General features: G+C 63.4%; 17 protein-coding genes. 10 read left to right on the top strand and 7 right to left on the bottom strand.

Annotation, left to right across the window (positions count from 1 at the left end; genetic code table 11):
- Nucleotides 1-2: 2 nt before the first annotated feature.
- From J5N58_RS04595 to J5N58_RS04585, 3 genes are all read right to left on the bottom strand, one after another.
- Nucleotides 3-353, bottom strand: a complete 351-nt coding sequence (locus J5N58_RS04595; RefSeq protein WP_113447703.1) for a ribbon-helix-helix domain-containing protein — start codon at nucleotides 351-353, stop codon at nucleotides 3-5.
- Nucleotides 354-501: 148 nt separating this feature from the next.
- Nucleotides 502-1,068 carry a DJ-1/PfpI family protein gene (locus J5N58_RS04590; RefSeq protein ID WP_162748379.1) on the bottom strand — a complete coding sequence of 189 codons (567 nt, stop codon included), beginning with the start codon at nucleotides 1,066-1,068 and terminating at the stop codon, nucleotides 502-504.
- A gap of 121 nt (nucleotides 1,069-1,189) precedes the next feature.
- A complete protein-coding gene (locus J5N58_RS04585) occupies nucleotides 1,190-1,687 on the bottom strand; it encodes a nucleoside deaminase (RefSeq protein ID WP_244709868.1) in 498 nt (165 codons plus the stop codon).
- Between the two features lie 412 nt (nucleotides 1,688-2,099).
- Between J5N58_RS04585 and J5N58_RS04580 the strand changes: the two genes are divergently transcribed.
- The 5 genes from J5N58_RS04580 (at nucleotide 2,100) to J5N58_RS04560 (ending at nucleotide 7,141) form a co-directional block, all read left to right on the top strand.
- Nucleotides 2,100-3,095: an ABC transporter substrate-binding protein gene (locus J5N58_RS04580; protein ID WP_112829323.1), complete on the top strand. Its 996-nt coding sequence runs from the start codon at nucleotides 2,100-2,102 to the stop codon at nucleotides 3,093-3,095.
- Nucleotides 3,096-3,116: 21 nt separating this feature from the next.
- On the top strand, nucleotides 3,117-3,887 hold the full coding sequence (locus tag J5N58_RS04575; protein WP_113443337.1) for an ATP-binding cassette domain-containing protein: 771 nt from the start codon (nucleotides 3,117-3,119) through the stop codon (nucleotides 3,885-3,887).
- A gap of 2 nt (nucleotides 3,888-3,889) precedes the next feature.
- Nucleotides 3,890-4,678 (top strand): ABC transporter permease, encoded by a 789-nt coding sequence (locus J5N58_RS04570; RefSeq protein WP_244709864.1) that lies wholly within the window; start codon nucleotides 3,890-3,892, stop codon nucleotides 4,676-4,678.
- A gap of 163 nt (nucleotides 4,679-4,841) precedes the next feature.
- Nucleotides 4,842-5,837, top strand: coding sequence for an isopenicillin N synthase family dioxygenase (locus tag J5N58_RS04565; RefSeq protein ID WP_244709862.1), 996 nt, complete (start codon nucleotides 4,842-4,844; stop codon nucleotides 5,835-5,837).
- A gap of 308 nt (nucleotides 5,838-6,145) precedes the next feature.
- Nucleotides 6,146-7,141, top strand: a complete 996-nt coding sequence (locus J5N58_RS04560; protein ID WP_113340811.1) for a P1 family peptidase — start codon at nucleotides 6,146-6,148, stop codon at nucleotides 7,139-7,141.
- Nucleotides 7,142-7,268: 127 nt separating this feature from the next.
- Here the strand turns inward: J5N58_RS04560 and J5N58_RS04555 are convergent, their stop codons facing one another.
- The 4 genes from J5N58_RS04555 to J5N58_RS04540 are packed head-to-tail and all read right to left on the bottom strand — an operon-like array spanning nucleotide 7,269 to nucleotide 12,314.
- Nucleotides 7,269-8,384, bottom strand: a complete 1,116-nt coding sequence (locus J5N58_RS04555) for an ABC transporter permease (RefSeq protein ID WP_112829380.1) — start codon at nucleotides 8,382-8,384, stop codon at nucleotides 7,269-7,271.
- A 5-nt stretch (nucleotides 8,385-8,389) separates the two neighbouring features.
- A complete protein-coding gene (locus J5N58_RS04550; protein ID WP_112829320.1) occupies nucleotides 8,390-9,541 on the bottom strand; it encodes an ABC transporter permease in 1,152 nt (383 codons plus the stop codon).
- Nucleotides 9,538-11,310: an ATP-binding cassette domain-containing protein gene (locus J5N58_RS04545; protein WP_244709859.1), complete on the bottom strand. Its 1,773-nt coding sequence runs from the start codon at nucleotides 11,308-11,310 to the stop codon at nucleotides 9,538-9,540. Before J5N58_RS04545 ends, J5N58_RS04550 begins: the two co-directional genes overlap by 4 nt.
- A complete protein-coding gene (locus J5N58_RS04540) occupies nucleotides 11,307-12,314 on the bottom strand; it encodes an HlyD family secretion protein (protein ID WP_244709857.1) in 1,008 nt (335 codons plus the stop codon). Before J5N58_RS04540 ends, J5N58_RS04545 begins: the two co-directional genes overlap by 4 nt.
- A gap of 116 nt (nucleotides 12,315-12,430) precedes the next feature.
- Between J5N58_RS04540 and J5N58_RS04535 the strand changes: the two genes are divergently transcribed.
- The 5 genes from J5N58_RS04535 to J5N58_RS04515 all read left to right on the top strand — a co-directional run bounded on the left by J5N58_RS04535 (nucleotide 12,431) and on the right by J5N58_RS04515 (nucleotide 18,944).
- A complete protein-coding gene (locus J5N58_RS04535) occupies nucleotides 12,431-13,105 on the top strand; it encodes a CerR family C-terminal domain-containing protein (RefSeq protein WP_162748380.1) in 675 nt (224 codons plus the stop codon).
- A 154-nt stretch (nucleotides 13,106-13,259) separates the two neighbouring features.
- Entirely contained in the window at nucleotides 13,260-15,074 is a 1,815-nt protein-coding gene (locus J5N58_RS04530) for a PHA/PHB synthase family protein (protein ID WP_280519897.1), read from the top strand.
- Between the two features lie 7 nt (nucleotides 15,075-15,081).
- A complete protein-coding gene (locus tag J5N58_RS04525) occupies nucleotides 15,082-16,488 on the top strand; it encodes a bifunctional enoyl-CoA hydratase/phosphate acetyltransferase (protein ID WP_113424421.1) in 1,407 nt (468 codons plus the stop codon).
- Nucleotides 16,485-17,657, top strand: a complete 1,173-nt coding sequence (locus J5N58_RS04520; RefSeq protein WP_244709854.1) for an acetate/propionate family kinase — start codon at nucleotides 16,485-16,487, stop codon at nucleotides 17,655-17,657. Before J5N58_RS04525 ends, J5N58_RS04520 begins: the two co-directional genes overlap by 4 nt.
- A gap of 108 nt (nucleotides 17,658-17,765) precedes the next feature.
- A complete protein-coding gene (locus J5N58_RS04515; protein ID WP_244710090.1) occupies nucleotides 17,766-18,944 on the top strand; it encodes an alpha-D-ribose 1-methylphosphonate 5-triphosphate diphosphatase in 1,179 nt (392 codons plus the stop codon).
- Nucleotides 18,945-18,947: the final 3 nt, after the last annotated feature.

Genomic DNA, 18,947 nt, shown 5'->3' with positions numbered 1-18,947 from the left:
TGTCAGTGATACTTGGCCTGCTCGGCATTGAGAATGCGGTCCGCGTCGAGCGAGGAGATTGGCAGGTCCGTATTGTCGGGAATGTCGCCGGAAAGCTGCAGCGAAAGGTAACGTCCGCAGCATACGCGCAGGAACGAGGTAAAATTGCCGAGGTCATGCCCGGCATCGATCGATTCGTGGTAAAGCTTGGCGATGAGCTGGATCACCGTCATGCGGTCGCGCCGGCCGATCTCCTCCAGTGTCATCCAGAAGAAATTCTCGAGCCGCACACTGGTGACCATGCCGTCGATGCGCATCGACTTGGTGTGGCTTTCCCAGAGACCGGGATCAGCCTGGATGAAGAGCTTGCACATGCCGTCCTCCCGATGTGCGTTACCTCCGACAACCCGAACCTATCGCATCGGCCCGACGATCGAAATCGATTTTCGAAAAGCGCGATGCGCAGCATCTAAGGGCCAGACGGCGGCGAGCCTAAGCCGCCATTCGTCTGGCCGAACGATATCAGGCGGAAAGAACCGACATGAACTGCGAAAGCCACGCCGGATGCGCCGGCCAGGCGGGTGCCGTCACCAGCTTGCCGTCGGTCACGGCAGCGTCGATGGCAATCTCGGCATATTTGCCGCCGGCAAGCTCAACTTCGGGGCGGCAGGCCGGATAGGCCGAGCAGATGCGGCCGGACAGGACACCGGCAGCCGCAAGGATCTGCGCGCCATGGCAGACGGCGGCGACGGGCTTGTCAGCATCGAAAAAATGCTTCACGGCGGCGATGACGTCAGGGTTGAGGCGCAGATATTCCGGCGCGCGGCCGCCGGGGATCACCAGCGCATCGTAGTCGGAAGCCTTGACATCGGCGAAGGTGGCGTTGAGCGCGAAGTTGTGGCCGCGCTTTTCGCTATAGGTCTGGTCGCCCTCGAAATCGTGGATCGCGGTTGCGATCGACTGTCCGGCCTTCTTGCCGGGGCAGGCCGCATGCACCGTATGCCCGACGGCAAGCAGCGTCTGGAACGGCACCATGGTCTCGTAGTCCTCGGCGAAATCGCCGACGATCATCAGGATCTTTTTCGACATGTCATCCTCCCGTTTCGATGTGTCGGGCGGACGCTAGCAAAGATCGGAAACCGGCGGGTATTATCGCGATACTACAGGCGTGGAATTTGCCGTCGGCCCTGGCAACGGCCGCGCCAGGCGTTCAAAGTCCTGTCCAGAACCCCTCATGCACGACTGCGGATTCCTCCTCCAGCAGCGGTCCGACCACCTCGACGCAGCGCTGGCCGGAAGCAAATACCGTTCGGCACGGCAGGTCCATGGTGAGGTTTTCCGGATCGGGACCGATCAGATCCTTCAAGGCCTTCTCGCTCATGCCATGCACCACGCGGCCGACACCGGTCCAATAGACCGATCCGGCGCACATGGCGCAGGGTTCGGCGCTCGTATACATGGTGCAGCCTCGGAGGAATTCGACATCGTATTTCTTCGAGGCCGCGGTCATCAGGTTACGCTCGGCGTGTCCGGTACGGTCGCCCTCCGTGCCGCAGGTATTCATCGCTTCCAGCAATACCGCGCCATCCGGACCGACAAGGATCGCGCCGAAGGGATGATCGCCCCGCTCTCGCGAACGCTTCGCGACATCGATCGAAAGACGCAGGTAGGTTTCGTCGTTTTCCCTGATACCGTTAGCCGCGGTCACGTATCTTGCCTTTCTTTGCCGTCCGTTTCCGGAAGGCTAAAGGCGCGGAACCACGACCGCAAGACAAAAAGCCAAAATAATAAGCAATGCGCCATTTGCATATAGTTTGAGCAATATACATCATCTCGCCAGTCTTTTTGCTCAAGGAGCAATCGCCGTTTTCGAGCCACGCGGCAAACCCCCGCAAAACGGCAGCAAATCCGATCTGGCACGGAAGATGCACGGAGAAGATGGCGAGTAGAAGCGGTCAGGGCCCTTTGCCTGGGACATTGCTCGAGTGAGAGACCTTTTGCTTTTCGCCGGAAAAATGCCGCTTCGCACCGCCTCGCCCCATTCCAACAAAGCAATAGAGCCACCTGCCGTCTCAGACCGCAGGATCGAAGGCCCCGTGAGCACAGGAGAACAATCAGGAATGACCAAAGCCCGCTTTGCCAAACGCCTTTACGTCTCGCTTTTCGCAACGCTGCTCGCCGGCTCGGCTTCCGCCGCCGACAGCGTGGTCTTCCAGCTCGACTGGCTGCCGGGCGGCGACAAGGCGCCGATCTACGTCTGTATGGACAAGGGCTTCTGCGCCGAGGAAGGCATCGAAGTAAAGGTCGAGCCCGGCCGCGGCTCCACAGAAGCGATCACCCGCCTTGCGGCTGGCACCTCCGACGTCGGTTCGGCCGATATCGGCGCGCTGATGGCCGCCCAGGTCACCGAGAAGGTTGCCGTCACCGGCATCATGTCGATCTTCAACAAGGGCCCGCACGCCTTCTTCGCCCTGAAGGGTTCCGGCATTTCCAAGATCGAGGACGTCAAGGGCAAGAAGGTCGCCACCTCGCCGTTTACCTCCTCCAACGTCTTCCTGCCGCTCGTCCTCGCCGACAAGGGCCTCTCCGAATCCGACATCACGCTGACCAAGGCCGATCCCGGTGCCCTCGGCCCGATGCTGATGACCGGCGCGACCGACGTCATCATCGCCTGGATGACCAATGTTTCGATCTTCAACGGCCAGGCAGCGCAAGCCGGCAAGGAACTGGAAATCATGCCGTGGTACGCCGCCGGCCTCGACCTCTATTCCGCCTCGTTGCTTGCCTCCGACAAGTTCATCACCGAGCGCCCGGACGTTGCAAAACGCTTCGTCAAGGCCTTCAAGAAGTCGTTGGAATACGTGAAGGCCAATCCGGATGACGCCGCCGTTTCGGTCAACAAGCTCGTGCCGGAACTGCCTGTCGACGTGGTCAAGGGCGCGATCATGGACACCATGGTCCTCGAATTCAACGAGGTCACCGACAAGGATGGCCTCGGCACCTTCGAAACCGCGCGCCTCGCCGAGACTTGGAAGCGCGTCGCCGCCTCCCAGAAGCTCGATCCGGCAGCGCTTGACCCGGAAAAGAGCGTCAACCGCAGCTTCCTCGCCGAGTAAGCCTCGCGCATGGCCGGTTCCATTTCCCCCCCCGCATTGTCGTTCAAGGCCATGGGGCAGGTCTACCAGACCTCCTCGGGTCCGCTCGAGGCATTGCGGGCGGTGAGCTTCGACGTGAGCCGCCACCAGTTCGTGGCGGTTCTCGGTCCCTCGGGCTGCGGCAAGTCCACACTGCTGCGCTCGATCGCCGGCCTGCTTCCGCCGACCTCCGGTTCGGTCGATGTGTTCGGTCATCCCGTCACCGAACCGCGTGACGATGTCGGCATCGTCTTCCAGAAGCCGACGCTCCTGCCCTGGGCATCCATCGAGGACAATGTCGTCTTCCCGATACGTCACAAGACCGGGCGCGTTTCGGCGGAAGACCGCCTTCGCGCCCGCGAACTGCTGGCCAAGGTCGGCCTTGCCGGCTTCGAAAAGCGCCTCCCCTCGGAACTTTCCGGCGGCATGCAGCAGCGTGTCGGCATTGCGCGCGCCCTGCATCTCAACCCCGATATCCTGCTGATGGACGAACCCTTCTCCGCGCTCGACGCGCTGACCCGCGAGGAAATGGGGTTCGAACTCCTGCGCATCTGGGAATCCCAGCCCAAGACCGTTCTTTTCATCACCCACTCGATCAGCGAGGCCGTGCTTCTTGCAGACCGGGTTCTGGTGATGAGCGGCCGGCCCGGCACGGTCGCGGAAGATCTCGCCATCGATATCCCGCGTCCCCGCGGTGTCGAGACCACGGGATCGAAGGCAATGCAGGATTACTCGGGCTATCTCCGCAATCTCCTCTTGAAGCGAGAGGCCTGACCATGAACAACCGGACCGCCTTCCGCCGCTTCCTGGACACCCCCGGCATATTGCCGGCCGCAACCTTCCTGCTGATCCTGATCCTCTGGGAAGCCTCGACCCGCGTCTTCGCCATACCGTCCTTCATCCTGCCCGCCCCCTCGCGCATCGTCATGGAGGGCTTCGGCGACATCGAGGTCAAGCGCTGGATCGAACATGTCTGGGCGACCCTGCGCGTCGCGCTGATCGGCTATTTTCTGTCGATCGCCATCGCGCTCCCCATCGCCGTCATGCTCACCCGCTCGAAGATGCTGTCGGACGCGCTCTATCCGATCCTCGTGGTCGTCCAGTCCACCCCGATCGTCGCCGTCGCGCCGATCATCATCGTGGTTCTGGGCTCGGGCGATGCCCCGCGCATCGTCATCACTTGCCTCATCACCTTCTTTCCGCTGGTCGTCTCGACCGCCACCGGCCTGATGGCGACGCCGCCGGAACTGATCGAACTTTCGAAGAGCCTCAAGGCGCCGGCGCACAGGGAGATCACCCAGATCCGCCTGCCCTATGCGATCCCCTACATCTTCTCCGCGCTGAAGATTTCGGTGACGCTTGCCGTCATCGGCGCGGTGGTGGCCGAGTTCGTCGCAGCCGAGAAGGGCATCGGCTACTTCATCCAGTTCTCGACATCATTCTTCAAGCTTCCTCAGGCCTGGGCGGGGCTCTCCGTGCTGGTGCTGATGTCGCTGCTGCTCTTCCAGCTCGTCTCGCTGGTGCAGCGCCTCTTCTTCCCCTGGAGCATTCCCAAGGGGCAGTGAGCCGGCAGTGCCGGCCGTGAAATTCCGTCCCCGGCCGTGCGGCCGGAGGCGGAGGCAGGAGTAGAAGCAGTCAAGCGCCCCACGGGTTTCTGTGGGCGCCGGGTCATTGCTCCTTTTGGAAGGCGCCGGACGGTCCGGTGCCGAAACCTCTATGGAGACTGAAATGAGTGCTAATTCCTATGGCCTTGCAGAACTGAACAAGGAAACGACCGTCGGCGGCGAAGGTCTCGAGGCGGAGCGCGAAATCCGCCAGATCGACATGAGCGATTTCGAAAACCGCAAGGCCGAGATCGCCGATCAGCTCTGGGAAGCCGCAACCACGGTCGGCTTCTTCCAGCTCGTCAACCACGGCATTCCGCAGGAACAGATCGACGAGGCCTTCGAATACGAAGCCCGCTTCTTCGACCTGCCGGCCGAGGTGAAGGGCAAATATCCGCTGCTGAAAGGCACCAATTCCGGCTGGGAATACAAGGCGCAAGTGCGCCCCTCGACCGGCACGGCCGACCAGAAGGAAAGCTACCAGATCACTCTTCCCCGCATGGCCGTGCTGTGGCCGAGCGAGGAGGAACTGCCGGATTTCAAGGAAAAGATGCTGGCCTTCGAACGAGTCAACTGGGAACTCGGCATGAAGGTTCTCTCCTGCTTCGCCCTGAAGCTCGGCTTCCCGGAGGATTTCTTCACCACGCTGCATGACCCCGCGTCGAAGGAATATCAGAGCACGCTGCGGCTCCTGCATTACCTGCCGCTCGTCGATCCGAAGCCGGAGGACTACAAGGCATGGCGCGCCGGCGCCCACACCGATTACGATTGCCTGACGCTGCTGCACCAGCGTCCCGGCCAGGGCGGCCTGCAGGTCTGCCCGGGCCATGAATACGAGAGCCAGAGCTGGACCTCGATCCCGCCGCTTCCGGGCGTCGTCACCTGCAACATCGGCGATATGCTGATGCGCTGGAGCGACGACAAGCTGAAGTCGACGCTCCACCGGGTGCGCATGCCTCGTCCGGACGAGCCGCACGGGCCGCGCTATTCGCTCGCCTTCTTCTGCCAGGCCAATTGCGACGCCGTGATCCAGGGCCCGGAAAAGAAGTACGAACCGATGACCGCGCACGACTACCTGCAAATGCGCATCGCCGCCAACTTCGGCGGCAAGACGATGTGACGGCTTGGGGTGCCGCTCTCCTTCTTCCGCTGGGAAAAATGAGCGACACCTCCACAAAACAAGAGGATGTTCGCCCCTCACCCTGCCCCTCTCTCCCCGCATGCCGGGGTGAGGCGCGGTCCGCGAAGCGGAGCAATCGATCCTGTGAATCGATTGCAGCGAAAAACGCCTTGAGCCAGAGCGAAAGGCCGGCCGGGTGGCGGCAGCCTGATGAGGGGCGATGCCGCCAGCGGCTGAAAGCCCCACCCCTTGCCTCTCCGCCCTCTTCCGCCTAGCCTCCCCGCATCCGATCACAGGAAGAATCCTCCATGCCCGCCCTCACCAATCTGCTCACCGATATCGATGGCGTGTCCGTCGGTCATGCCACCGATCTTGCGCTCGGCTCCGGCGTTACGGCCATCGTCTTCGACGAACCGGCGGTCGCATCCGGAACGGTGCTCGGCGGTGCGCCGGGCGGACGCGAAACCGCCCTGCTCGATCCGTCGATGGTGGTGGAGGCCGTCGATGCGCTGGTGCTTTCCGGCGGTTCCGCCTTCGGGCTCGATGCCGCAGGCGGCGTGCAGGCGGGCCTGCGCTCCATCGGACGCGGCTTTCAGGTCGGCAATGTCCGGGTGCCGATCGTGCCACAGGCGATCCTGATGGACCTTTTGAACGGCGGCAACAAGGACTGGGGCCTGCAATCGCCCTATCGCGACATGGGCTACGACGCCTTCAAGGCCGCCGCGAAAGGCCCATTCGAGCTTGGAACGGTGGGGGCCGGCACGGGCGCGACGACGGCAACGTTGAAAGGCGGCCTCGGCTCGGCCAGCGCGGAAACATCGCGCGGCCACCGGATCGCCGCCATCGTCGCCGTCAACGCCATGGGCTCGGCCACCATCGGCACCGGCCCGCATTTCTGGTCGGCGCCGTTCGAACAGGAGGGCGAGTTTGGCGGCAAGGGCATGCCGCAGAATTTCACCGCATCCGACATTGCGCTGAGGGCAAAGGGCGTCAATCTCACCGCCACCACCATCGGCGCCGTCGTCACCGATGCGGTGCTCAGCAAGGCGCAGGTTCATCGCCTGTCGATCCTGGCCCACGACGGCCTTGCACGGGCGGTTCTTCCCGCCCATCTGCCGGCCGATGGCGATACCATGTTTTCCGCAGCGACGAGGGCGAAGCCGCTTACCGATCTCGCCGATTTCATGGAACTGTGCCATCTGGCGACCATCGTCATGGCCCGCGCAATCGCCCGCGGCGTCTACGAAGCGACCGCACTTCCGGTGGAGAATGCTCAAGCCTCTTGGCGCGACCGCTTCGGTTGAAGTCCGAAAATCGAAAGCGATTTCAGCCCGGTTCGTAGATTAAGGAAGCCCTCGGTTCGTGGTTTCCCGCCCTCTGCCACCATCTTGCAGTGTCCCCGTGCAGCGGATACACGGCAAATGCCTGCCGTCAAAGCCTGTGACGGAAGAGCCAAGCCGAGACCGGCAGCGTGACTGAGGCGATGGCGGCGAGCGCCAGCAGTTCATATTTCACCTCCGCCAGCCCGGCCCCCTGCAGATAGACCTGGTGCACAATGCTGATCGCATAACGCAGCGGGTTGATGAGCGTCAGATATTGCAGGACATCCGGCATGTTTTCGATCGGCGTCGTCATGCCCGAGAGCAGCGAGAAGGGCATGATGGTGACGAAGGACGAGATCATCGCCTGCTGCATGGTGAGCGCGAGAGCCGACAGGAAGAGGCCGATGCCAACCACGGCCGTCAGGAACAGCACGAGCCCCATATAAAGCAGGAAATAACTGCCCTCGAAGGGAATGCGGAACCAGAACTGCGCCACGAGAAGGATGATGGTCGATTGCAGAAGGCCGACCATCATCGACGGGATCGCTTTGCCGATCATCACCTCGCCCGGCCGGAAAGGCGTCACCAGCAGCTGCTCGAACGTGCCCTCCTCGCGCTCGCGCGCCACAGAGAGCGATGTCAGCACCATGGTCATCGTCATGGTAATCATCGCGACCATCGAGGTAATCATGTTCCAGCGCGTCTCCAGATTCGGGTTGAACCACGCGCGGGTCGAAAGCTTCACCTGCCCCGGCGCGGAAATGCCACGCTCCTCGCGCCAGTCTTCCGCGAACCTCTGCGCGATCTGCGAGACATAGCCTTGCGCCGTGCCGGCCGTATTCGAATTGCGCCCGTCGGCAATCGCCTGGACCGACGCCGTTTCGCCGGCGTTGAGCTTCCGCTCGAAACCATCCTCGACCACCACAACCACCAGCGCCCGCCGCGCATCGATCTGCGGCGCGATATCGGTGTCGTTGCCAAGCGTCGCCACCCTGCGGAAAACGCCGGAACCGTCGAAATGGGCGATCAGTTCGCGCGATGCGCCGCTGCGATCGAGATCGAGCACCGCATAGGGCACATCGTTCAGGTCATAGGTCGCGGCATAGCCGAAGATCAGGCTCTGCAACAACGGCGGCACCACCAGAAGAAACCGCGCCCGCGGGTCCTTGAGCATGGCGAGCAGTTCCTTGCGGATCAGGGCGAGGATGCGAAAGAGCGTATCCATGCCGTTCACCTCAGGCTCTTCTGCGTCGAACGGACCGCAATCGTCATCAGAGCCAAGGCCATGCCGGCGAGCACCGCCGCATTCGGCAGCACGACGCTCCAGACATTGCCGGCCAGGAAAAGCGTCTGGAGCACGGAGACGAAATAACGCGCCGGAAAAATGTAGGAAATCAACCGCACCGTGTCCGGCATGCTGCGAATATCGAAAATGAAGCCCGACAGGATCAAAGCCGGCAGGAAGGAGACGATCAACGTGATCTGGCTGGAGACGAACTGGTTGCGCGTCACCGAGGAGATCACCAGCCCCATGCCGAGCGCCACCATGAGATAGAGCGAGGAGACGAAAATGAGCAGCGGCAGCGAGCCGCGCATCGGCACGTCGAACAGCACCTGACTTCCGGCAATCGAAAGCCCGAGCCCGAGCATGCCGAGCACGAAATAGGGAACCGTCTTGCCGAGCAGGATCTCGACGGGCCGGACCGGCGTGACGAACAGCGCCTCGAACGTGCCGCGCTCCCACTCCCGCGCCACCACGAGGGAGGTCAGAAGCGCGCCGATCAGTGTCATCACCAGCACGATCAGGCCGGGCACGAGGAAGTGCTGGCTGTTGTTGGCGGCGTTGAACCACAGGCGGCTTTCGACGACGACCTGCGGCACGCCGGCGGTAAGACGGCCATCCGCCTGATGCCGCGCCGCCCAGCTTCCGACCGCCCCTTGCGCATAGGAAAGCACGATGCGGGCCGTGTTGGCGTCTGTTCCGTTGACCACCACCTGAACCTCGGCCTTGCCGAGCGCCAGATCGCGGGCAAAATCGGCCGGGATACGCGCGATGCCGTCGATCTTCGCCGTCTTCAGCAACCGCTCGGCATCCACCATGGTCTTCACGTCGATGGTCGAGAAATATTCCGACAGGCTGAAACCGGCAGCGAGCTCGCGCGCCTCGTCGCTCGATTCTTCCATCACCACCGCAAGCGGCACCCGCTTGACGTCGAAGCTCAGGCCGTAGCCGAAGAGAATGAGCAACACCATCGGCATCACGATGCCGACGATGATGCTGCTCGGATCGCGCAGCACCTGATAGCTTTCCTTGCGGATCAGGGCCGCGATCCGCGCAAGGCTCGCAAGAGTTCCTCCAGTGCCGGACGTCGTGCCGCTCATGCCGCCTGCTCCCGTTTGTCGCCGTCGCGGCCGTTGCGCGCCACCTCGATGATGGCAATGAAGGCGTCCTCCATGGTCGGCTCGCGTCCATCAACCGCCGGCGCATGCGCCCGGATTTCGGCCGGCGTCCCCTGCGCCAGATCCCGCCCGCCATCCATGATGACGATGCGGTCGCAATATTCGGCCTCCTCCATGAAGTGGGTGGTGACGATGACGGTCACGCCCTGCTCCGACAGCGCCGAGATCCGCGCCCAGAATTCCCGCCGTGCCCTGGGGTCCGCGCCGCTGGTCGCCTCGTCGAGAAAGAGGATATCGGGCTCGTGCAGCAGCGCGGCCGCCATCGCCAGCCGCTGCTTATAACCGCCCGGCAACTGCCCGCTCGGCATGCCCGCGTGATCGGAAAGCTCGAATTCGGCCTTTGCCCACGCCACCCTTTCCCGCCGCAGCCTGCCGGAAAGGCCATAGGCGCGTGCAAAGAAATCGAGGTTTTCATCGGCGTTGAGGCTGCCGTAGAGGGAAAACTTCTGCGCCACATAGCCAAGACGTCGACGGGCCTCCGCCCGCGCGGTGAAGAGATCGGCGCCTGCCACATTCAGCTTGCCGTCGCTCGCGGGAAGAAGGCCGCAGAGCATGCGGAACGTGGTGCTTTTCCCCGCGCCGTTCGGCCCGAGCAGGCCGAAGATTTCGCCGCGCCGCACCGAGAAGCTGACATTGTCGACGGCGGTGAAATCGCCGAACCGCCGCGTCAGGTGTTCGGCGGCAACCGTGACGTCGCCATCCTTGCCCGTACGCGGGGTGAAGGACACCTTCGCCTCTTTCCGCTCCCCGGCAACTTCCGAGAAGATCGCCATGAACCCGTCTTCGAAACGCGGCGCAACGGCCGTGGCCTCCAGAGGTTCGCCTGAAAGACGCGGCACCGGCCTCTCCGGCTTGTCCATGACGAGCCGCACCTGTCCGGCCTCCGGCACGGCATCGATGACATCTGCCTCGCGCGCAAGCGTCACCTGCAGGCTACGGGCATTCATGCCCGCGGGCGGCGCGACAAGATGAACCCGCCCCGTCGCCCTAGCGGTGATCTCGTCGGGCGTTCCCTGCGCCAGCATCGCGCCCTCATGCATGACGACGGCGCGGTCGCAGAACTGGGCCTCGTCGAGATAGGAGGTGGCGACGATCACCGACAGCCTGTCTTCACGCACAAGCTTGAGCACGATTTCCCAAAGCTCGCGGCGCGACAGGGGATCGACGCCGACGGTCGGCTCGTCGAGAAGCAGCAGGTCCGGGGCGCGCACCAGCGTGCAGGCAAGGCCGAGCTTCTGCTTCATGCCGCCGGAGAGCTTTCCCGCCGGTCTCTGGGTAAAACGGCCGAGCGCGGTCATTTCCATCAGCCGCGCATAGATATCCTTGCGGGCGGCCCGGTCGACGCCATGGAGATCGGCATAGAGATCGAGGTTTTCCTGAACGGTCAGATCTTCATAGAGACCGAATTTCTGCGGCATGTAGCCGATGCGGTTCTGCACTGCCTGCGGGTCATCGGCGACCGGCCGGCCGAAGACATCGAGCCGCCCGCTATCGGCCGGCATCAGGCCGGCCACCAGACGGATCAGCGTCGTCTTGCCCGCACCGTCAGGCCCGACCAGCGCCGTCAGCGTTCCCTCTTCGACCGCAAACGAGATCCCGGCAAGCGCCTGGGTCACCTTGCCGGCCTTGTGGCGGAAGGCTTTGCGAAGATCCTCGACGAGAACGAGGCTCGCCCGGCCGTCGTTCGTCATGATCCCGCCCCCTCGACCGGTTTGCCGTCACCACCCGGGAAAATCACGGTCGCCGGCATGCCGAGCCGGAGCTGGTCGTGGGGATCTTCGACATGCACCCGCACTTCATAGACGAGGCTGGAGCGCAGTTCCTCGGTCTGCACCGTCTTCGGCGTGAATTCGGCGACCGGCGAGATGAAGCCGACCCGCCCGACAAAGGTCTTGTCGGGCGCACTGTCGACGGAGACTTGCGCCGCCATGCCCTCGCGGATCAGGCCGAGTTCACTCTCCGAGACATAGGCCCGGACCCGCTTGTCGCCGGTCATCGCAAGCGACAGCACCGCACGACTGGGCGTCGCGATCTCGCCCGGCTCCATCAGCTTCGAGCGGATGACGCCATCCGCCGGCGCCTTGAGTTCCATGTCGGCCAGTTGCTCCTTCAGAACCGCAAGCTGCGCCCTGGCACCGTCGAGCTGCGCCTCCGCCTGGGCGATCTTTTCCGCGCGCGGGCCGGCAAGAACGAGATCGAGGGTCCGACGGCTCACGATCACCTTGGCGGCCGCGATTTCGGAAGCCGCCTTCGCCTCGTCGAGCGACTGCTGGCTCGCCGTGCTGGTGCTGACGAGCTGGCGAACGCGATCATATTGCTGCTTGAGATTGGCGGCATCGGTCTCCGAGGCGACCAGGTTCGCCCGTGCCTGGGCAATCTCCTCGGGACGGCTGCCGTTGCGCAGTTCGGCGACCACCGCCTCGTTATAGGCAATCGTCGCTTCGGCCTGCGCGATCTGCGGCTCGAGATTGCCGGTGTCCTGCCGGGCGAGCACCTGCCCGGCATGAACGGCAGATCCTTCGTCCACCAGGATTTCTGCGACACGACGGCTAGCGTGGAAGGCAAGGTCGGCCTGATCGAACTCCACATTGCCATAGAGCGCAAAGCCCGCCGCAGCGCTCTGGCTTTCACGATAATACCAGGCAGCAGCTCCGGCCAAAGCAAGCAAAACCACTACAACAAGCGCTTTTCGCATCGTCAGTCTCCCGGTGCACCCCTCCAGCTAACGCCGTCTCGCACCATAAGTCAAATTCAAATTTGAATTTTACTTTTTTGTCGCAATCCGCTAGCCTACCAGGCATGAAGGAAAGCATGCACGAAACGGAAAAGCGGCGCAGACGCGACGACGGGATCGCGACCCGCCGGCTGCTGCTCGACGAGGCCGCGAGGATATTCTCGGAAAAGGGCGTCGGCCGCACCACGAGCAAGGAGATCACGGCCGCGGCCGGTACGAACACGGCGGCGGTGAATTACTATTTCGGCAGCATCGGCAAGCTCTACGAGGAACTGCTTGTCGACGCCCATGATAGGCTGGTCAGCCTCGACAGGCTGACCGCGGTGGCGAGCCTCGACATTCCTCCGCAGCAGCGGCTGGCGCGCCTGATCGAGATGGTCTCCACCATTCTGCTCGCCTCTCCGGGAGAGACGGCGTCCATCCGGCTGCTGATGAGGGAGATCTTCTCTCCCTCCCCCGCCTTCGAGGTCCTGAGGCAAAGAGCCATCCTGCCCAAGAAACGGGTTGTGACCAACCTCGTTGCCGAAACGCTCGACCTGCCCCCCGAACATCCCGCCGTGGCCTCGGCCACCATCGCCTGCATCGGTCCCTTCCTGATGCTGCTGATCGGCGAAAAGACCGTCATTCCGACGCTCTTTCCCAATCTCGGCCTTTCGCGGGACGAACTGCCGCAATTGACCCGCAGTATCACCACCTTCATGCTGGGTGGACTGAAGGCGCTAGCAGATGAGACACATACTACGTCTGGTTGACCGTCATTTGCGTGGGTGACTATAGTGCCGGCAGCGGCGCATGGTCGGCCGCGTCGCGGAATGCGGGTGTTTCGGCTTCGCGAATTCGTCATGAAGACGTTCTATCGCTTCATGACATGGAGTGAGTTGCCTCCTGTCGGAAGAGAGGAAAAGCATGTCGACTGCCAGCATGATCCGGGCCGGAGACCCATCCCTTTCCAATTTCGAAACGGCCATCGCGGCCTTCGGACCCGATGAAGGCTCCGAGGCGGAAGCCTTCGAGGCCCTGACCCGCATGAACGAGGCGATGATCGCGCCCCTGACCGGCGGCCTTTCGCCGGCGGCGATTTCGCTTGCGATCTATGACTGGGCGATCCATCTCGGCATGGCTCCGGGCAAGCGCCTCGAACTCGTGCAGAAGGCGCTCCGCAAGAGCAACCGCCTGCTGACCCATCTCGCGGCAACCGCGGTCGATCCGAAAACACCGCCCTGCATCGAACCGCTGCCGGGCGACGATCGCTTCACAGCGGAAGAGTGGCGGCATTTCCCCTATAACGCCATGGCCCAGTGCTTCCTGTTGAACCAGCAATGGTGGCACAATGTCACCACCGACGTTCCCGGCGTGACGCCCCATCATGAGGACGTGATCTCCTTTGCCACTCGCCAGATCCTCGACATCTTCTCGCCCTCGAACTTTGCGCTGACCAACCCCGTTGTCATGAAACGCGCGTTTGAGACCGGCGGCATGAACTTCTTCGACGGCTTCAGGAACTTCATCGAGGACGCCAATCGCGAACTGACGAAACAGCCGGTTGCCGGCACCGAGGATTTCGTGCCCGGCGAAACGGTCGCGACGACACCCGGTCGCGTCGTCTATCGCAACCGCCTGATCGAACTCATCCAGTATTCGCCTGTGACGGATGCGGTCCATGCCGAGCCCGTCCTGATCGTGCCGGCCTGGATCATGAAATATTACATTCTCGATCTGTCGCCGCAGAACTCGTTGGTCCGTTACCTTGTCGAGCAGGGCCACACCGTCTTCTGCATTTCCTGGCACAACCCGACCGCTGCCGACCGAGAACTCGGCCTGGACGATTATCGCCGCCTCGGCGTGATGGCCGCGCTCGATGCGATCAACGCCATTGTGCCGGAGCGAAAGGTGCATGCGACCGGCTATTGCCTCGGCGGAACCCTGCTTTCGATTGCCGCTGCCGCCATGGCGCGCGCAAGGGACGAGCGGCTCGCCTCCGTCACGCTGTTTGCCGCGCAGACCGATTTTTCCGAACCGGGGGAACTGGCGCTCTTCATCGACCACAGCCAGTTGCATTTTCTCGAAAGCGTGATGTGGAACCGGGGCTTCCTCTCCGCCGACCAGATGGCCGGCGCCTTCCAGCTTCTGCGCTCCAACGACCTGATCTGGTCGCGCGTGGTGCGCGACTACATGATGGGTGAGCGCACCCCGATGATCGATCTTATGGCGTGGAACGCGGACACGACCCGCATGCCATTCCGCATGCATGCGGAATATCTGCAGCGCCTCTATCTCGACAACGAACTCGCGGCCGGCCGCTTCATGGTCGACGATCATCCGGCGGCTTTGCAGAACATCCGCGTTCCCGTCTTTGCCGTCGGCACCGAACGGGACCATGTCGCACCGTGGAAATCCGTCTACAAGATCCACTACCTGACCGACACCGACGTCACCTTCGTGCTGACCAGCGGCGGCCACAATGCCGGCATCGTCAGCGAGCCGGGCCATCCGCACCGGCACTATCGCATCACCACCAAGCTTGCCTCCGATCCATGCGTCAGCGCCGAGGAATGGGCGGCCGATACCCCCGTGCAGGAAGGCTCCTGGTGGACGAAATGGTCGCAATGGCTTGCCGGACATTCCTCGCCGGAAAAGGTGGCCCCGCCGCCGATGGGATCGAGCGAAAACGGCTATAGCGCCAAGGAGGCGGCTCCCGGAACCTATGTCCACCAGAAGTGAGACCGAGATGCACCAGACCCTCCTGACGAACCGGATCTTCGAGGAAATCGAGATCGGCGACAGCGCCAGCCTTGAACGCACCATCGGACGCGACGACATCGACCTCTTCGCCAGCGTCTCCGGTGACTATAACCCGGCGCATGTCGATCCTGAATTCGCTGCCAAGGATTTCTTCGGCCACATCGTCGCCCACGGCATGTGGACGGCGGCCCTCGTCTCCGCCGTTCTCGGCACCAGACTACCCGGCCCCGGCACCATCTATCTCGGGCAGGACCTGCAATTCCGCAAGCCGGTTTCCCCGGGAGACACCGTCACCGCAAAGGTAACGGTCAAGGAAAAGCGGCCCGATAAGAACATCGTCCTGCTCGACACCCGCTGCACCAACCAGCATGGCGAGGAAGTCCTGCTCGGCACAGCCACCGTCATCGCCCCGTCGGAACGCATCGCCTGGCCGCAAAGCGCGCCCACCGCCATCGCCGTGCAGCGGCACAACCGTTTCGATCCGATCGTTGAAGAGGCCCGCGCCCTTCCTCTTGCGAAAACGGCCTTCGTTCACCCCTGCTCGCCGGAATCCATTCAGGCCGCCGTCGAGATGCGTGAAGAAGGTCTGCTGGACCCCATTCTTATCGGCCCCGAAGCAAAGATCCGCGCTGCGGCGGAAAAGGCTGGCCTTTCTCTCGACGCCTTCGAGATCATATCCGTGGAGCACAGCCACGCTGCCGCTGCCAAGGGCGCGGAACTGGCCGCCACCTGCAAGGTATCGACCCTGATGAAGGGCAGCCTCCATTCCGACGAACTGCTGGGCGCCGTCGTCGCGGCCGGTTCCGGGCTCAGGACCGACCGGCGCATCAGCCATGTCTACATGATGGACGTGCCCGCCTATTCCAAGCTGCTGGCCGTGACAGACGCCGCGATCAACATCGCCCCCTCGCTCGAGCAGAAGCGCGACATCTGCCAGAACGCCGTCGACCTCATGCATATGCTCGGCCTCGTCGAGCCCAAGGTCGCCGTTCTCGCCGCCGTCGAAACGGTCAACGACAAGATGCAGGCCACCCTCGATGCGGCCGCACTCACCGTCATGTCGTCGCGCGGGCAGATCACCGGCGCAAAGGTCGACGGACCGCTTGCCTTCGACAATGCCATCAATCTCGACGCCGCCCGCACCAAGGGGATCGTTTCGCCGGTCGCCGGGCAGGCCGACATCCTGCTGGTGCCCGACCTCGAAGCCGGCAATATGCTCGCCAAGCAGCTGATCTATTTCGCCGGAGCCGATGCGGCAGGCATCGTGCTCGGCGCGCGGGTACCCATCATCCTGACGAGCCGCGCCGACAGCCTGAAAGCCCGCATCACCTCCGCCGCCCTTGCAAAGCTGGTCGCCGCCAAGCGCGCCCATCCGGAACTGACGCCCCTATGACGGAAAGACTGCTGCTGACCTTCAATGCCGGTTCATCGACGGTGAAGATCGGCCTCTTCCGGCGCGAGGATGGCCGCGCCCGCCGCATCGGCAAGGGCATGATCGATTTCCGCCACAAGCCGCTGACCTTCCATCTCGTCGAGGGCCCGGAAACCTTCGACGTCCCGCTGGAGGCCGAAGGCGGCGACGTGCTGCACGAAGTGCTCGACGAGACCTTCGGCTGGCTTGCCAATCACTTCGACCTGAATGCCGTGACCGCCGTCGGCCATCGCGTCGTCCATGGCGGCGATATCTTCCCCGGACCTGTCCTCATCGATGACGAGGTGATCGCGAAGATCGCCTCTTTGACATCGCTCGCCCCCCTGCATCAGCCGCAGAACCTGCGGCTGATCGAGGCGATCCGGCATCTCAAGCCCCACTTGCCGCAAACGGCCTCCTTCGACACCGCTTTCCACCGCAGCCAGTCGCCAACCGTCCGGCGCTTCGCCATTCCCCGCGGATTCCATGACAGGGGCATCAAGCGCTACGGCTTCCACGGCCTGTCCTACAAGTTCATCGCGAGCGCCTTGGCCAAAGCCCATCCGGAACACGCCGCGGGACGCATCGTGGTCGCTCATCTCGGCAGCGGCGCAAGCATCTGCGCCATCGAGGGTGGGCTGAGCCGTGACACTTCCATGGGCTTTTCCACCATCGACGGCATCCCCATGGCGACCCGCTCCGGCGCGCTCGATGCCGGCGTCATCTTCCACTGGATGGGAGAACTCGGCCTTTCCCGCGAAGAGGTCGAGGACATCGTCTACCACAAGTCCGGCCTCCTCGGCCTTTCCGGCATCAGCGCCGACAGCCGGGTGCTGCTGGAAACCGATGCGGATGCCGCGCGGGAAGCCATCGACGTCTTCACCTTCCGCATAGCAGGCGAAATCGCGAGGCTGACCGCCACCATCGGCGGGCTCGACACGCTGGTCTTCACGGCCGGCATCGGCGAAAACCAGCCCCTCATCCGCCAGTCCGTCTGCGACCGGCTCACCTTCCTCGGCGTTGAAATCGACGACGCCGCCAATGCAGCGAATGCGGAAACGATCTCCTCGCCCTATTCCCCCGTCGCTGTCATGGTCATCGCCACCGACGAGGAACAGGTCATCGCCGACGAAGCCCTTTCGGTTCTTTGACATAGAAGCGTCACGCAGCACGGCTAAGGACGGGCGCGCGGTCGGGTTGGTGAGTCGCTCCTCCTCGCATACCCCGTGATGAGAAACAGGAGAGATGAGCCCGTGCTGATGGACATGACTTCCGACAACGGCGCTGCCGGCGAAACCTCCACCCTCGTTCTCACCAACGCCCGCATCGTGCTTGCCGATGAAATCCTCCATGGAACCGTGGTCGCGGAAAACGGCCGCATCGTCTCGGTCGATGCCGGACGGACCGCCACGGATGCCATCGACCTCGGCGGCGACTATCTTGTGCCGGGCCTTGTCGACATCCATACCGACCATTTCGAAAAGCACGTCTATCCGCGCGCCCATGTTCGCTGGGATTTCATGCGCGCAGCCCTTGCCCATGACGCCCAGATCATCGGCGGCGGCGTCACCACCGTCTTCGACAGTCTTTGCGTCGGCGCCACGACCGACAATCCGGAACGCGCCCAGATCCTCGCCCCGATGATCGACGCTCTGGAACGGGCGCAGGCCGGCGGCATGCTACGCTCGGAACACCTCATCCATCTCCGCTGCGAGATCACTGACCCGGAAACCCCGGCCCTTACGGCCGCCAATATCGATCGCCCCATCGTGCGCGTCATCTCGGTGATGGAGCATCTGCCGGGCATCCGCCAGAGCCGGGACGTCGACGCCTACGTCTCCCGCGCCGCGAAATCGACCGGCGAAAGCCACGATCTGGTGCGCGAGAAGATCAAGGTGCTCCTCGCCGAGAAGAGCCATATCGGTGAGACGGTCCGCCCGAAGGTGGTGGAACTCGCCCGCTCGCGCGGCCTGCCGCTCTTGAGCCACGACGACACCGATATCGAGCACGTCGATCTCGCTGCCGACGAAGGTGTCGCAATCTCCGAATTCCCCTGCACCATGGAAGCGGCCCGCGAAGCGCGCGCCCGTGCCATGCTGATCGTCGCCGGAGCCCCCAACATCCTGCGCGGCGGTTCCCAATCCGGCAACATCGCGGTACGCGACCTGCTCAACGAGAAGCTGGTCGATATCCTCGCATCGGATTACGTGCCGCGTTCGCTGCTCGACGCCGCCTTCATGATCGCCGCCGATCCCGCGCTCGACTACGACCTGCCGGCAGCACTGCGCATGGTGACGAAAACGCCGGCGGAAGCAGCCGGCCTTGGCGACCGCGGCGAAATCGCCGCCGGCAGGCGTGCGGACCTGCTGCATGTCGGCCTGCATGACGGCCATCCATTCCTGAAGGCGGTCTGGCGTCAGGGCGTGCGGGTCGCCTGAGGC

This window comes from Paenirhizobium cremeum, assembly GCF_022884085.1.
Taxonomy (GTDB): domain Bacteria; phylum Pseudomonadota; class Alphaproteobacteria; order Rhizobiales; family Rhizobiaceae; genus Allorhizobium; species Allorhizobium cremeum.
The sequence above is the reverse complement of the archived record's forward strand: the minus strand, read 5'-3'. Positions and strand labels throughout refer to the sequence as shown.